Annotated in this window: 1 protein-coding gene; it reads right to left on the bottom strand. The window is 65.8% G+C overall.

Going from position 1 to position 675, the window contains the following annotated elements; all coding sequences use genetic code 11:
- Positions 1 to 675 (bottom strand): putative Ig domain-containing protein (locus CO655_RS25440; RefSeq protein WP_176539301.1); only part of this gene is annotated, 675 nt, incomplete at both ends.

Consider the following 675-nt stretch of genomic DNA (forward strand, 5'->3'; position numbering starts at 1 on the left):
TGTTGAAGGTCTCGTTGGCGGCAAGGCCGCCAAGATCGGTTGCCGTTACCCTGACGCCGTAAGTGCCGCCTGCCGTCGGCGTACCGGAGAAGGTCCGCGTCGAAGCGTTGAAGCTCAGCCAGGAGGGCAGCGCCGTGCCGTCGGCGGCCGTTGCCGAATAGGCCAGCGTCTCGCCGCTGTCGACATCGCTGAAGGTCGTCGTCGGCAGGGTAAAGGAGAAGGCGGAGCCGACGGTGGCGTTCTGGGCCGCCGTCTGCACCGCCAGCACCGGCGCATCGTTGGCGCCATGGATGGTGACGGTCAGGTTTGCCGTCGCCGTGGCGCCGGCACTGTCGCGCATCGTGTAGCTGAAGACATCGCTCAGCGTGTTGGTCGATTGCCGCAGCGCCTGGACGGCGGCATTGCTCTCGTTGATCGCATAGCTGTAGGCGCCCGATGCATTGAGCACGAGACTGCCATAGGTGCCGTTCAGCGCCGAACCGAGCGTGCCCGACGTTGCACCGAAGACCACGGCCGTAACGGTCTTGGTATCACCGGAATCCGGATCGGTGTCGTTGGTCAGCACGTTGCCGCTCGCAACCACACCACCCGAACCATTGGCCACCCCACCCTTCTCCGTCGCGTTACCCGCATCGGCAACCGCCGTCGGCGTCGTATTGCCGGGCACCGACACGG

Source organism: Rhizobium sp. M1 (assembly GCF_002531805.1).
Lineage (GTDB): Bacteria > Pseudomonadota > Alphaproteobacteria > Rhizobiales > Rhizobiaceae > Rhizobium > Rhizobium etli_C.